Source organism: Streptomyces apricus (assembly GCF_008369065.1).
In the GTDB taxonomy this organism is placed as follows: domain Bacteria; phylum Actinomycetota; class Actinomycetes; order Streptomycetales; family Streptomycetaceae; genus Streptomyces; species Streptomyces apricus.
The window spans coordinates 1-1,131 of sequence record NZ_VDFC01000089.1; the positions used below are offsets into that span (position 1 = coordinate 1).

The 1,131-nt window shown below is 74.5% G+C and carries 1 protein-coding gene; it reads left to right on the forward strand.

The window, feature by feature from the left end:
- Positions 1-106: 106 nt before the first annotated feature.
- Positions 107-1,131 (forward strand): penicillin acylase family protein (locus FGF04_RS37245; RefSeq protein ID WP_149515853.1); only part of this gene is annotated, 1,025 nt, incomplete at its 3' end.

Consider the following 1,131-nt stretch of genomic DNA (forward strand, 5'->3'; position numbering starts at 1 on the left):
CTCCCAGCCGTGCCCCTGCCCCTGCCCCATGGCGTTTTTCCCCTTCGCGTACGATTCCGGCCATCAAGTTAGGTGAGCCTAACCTAAATCTGAGGGGAGACGCAGGGTGACCGTCGAGATCCACCGTGACGCCTGGGGCGTACCGCACCTCCGCGCGGACGACGTGCTGGAACTGGCCCGCGCGCAGGGGCTGGCCACGGCCCTCGACCGCGCCTGGCAGATCGAGGTGGAGCGGCACCGGGCCCGCGGCACCTCGGCCGCGTTCCTCGGCGCGGACGCCCTCGACTGGGACCGGTTCGCGAGACGGGCCCTGCTCGACGACACGGCGAGACGCTGCTTCACGGCCCTGGAGAGACGGGACCCCGGGACGGCCCGCTGGGTCCGGGCGTACGTCGACGGGGTCAACCAGGGCCTCGCCGAAGGGGCCCGCCGTGCCCCCGAGTTCGAGGCCGTCGGGCTCGCGCCGGGCCGGTGGGAGCCGTGGACGCCGATGGGCGTCTGGCTCGCCACGCACATCCTGTTCGCCGGTTTCCCGGCCAAGCTGTGGCGCGAGGAGGTCGTACGCCACCTCGGTCCGGACGCCGTCGGGCTGTTCGCCACCGACGGGCCCGGGACCGCCGGCAGCAACGGCTGGCTCGTCGACGGCGCGCGCACGGCCACCGGGTTCCCGGTCCTCGCGGGCGACCCGCACCGCTTCATCGAGGCGCCGGGCGTCTATCAGCAGGTGCGGCTGGCCTGCCCGGAGTTCGACGTCGTGGGCCTGGCCGTGCCGGGCGTCCCCGGCATCGCCCACTTCGGCCACACCGGCACGGTGGCCTGGTCCATCACCAACGCGATGGCCGACTACCAGGACCTGTACCGGGAACGGCTGCGGCGGACCGGCTCCGGCACCGGCCCGGGCTCCGACKCCAGCTCCGGCCCCGGCCKCCTGGTCGAGGCGCTCGGCCCGGACGGCGCGTGGCKCCCCGTCTCCCGCCGCACCGAGACGATCGAGGTGGCGGGCGGCGACCCCGTCGAGGTCGAGGTGATCGAGACCGACCGGGGCCCGGTCGTCATCGGCGCCGACACCGGTGTCGGTGGCTGTACGGAAACCGACGGCCCCGGCCCCGGCCCCATCAGCCTTCGCTACCC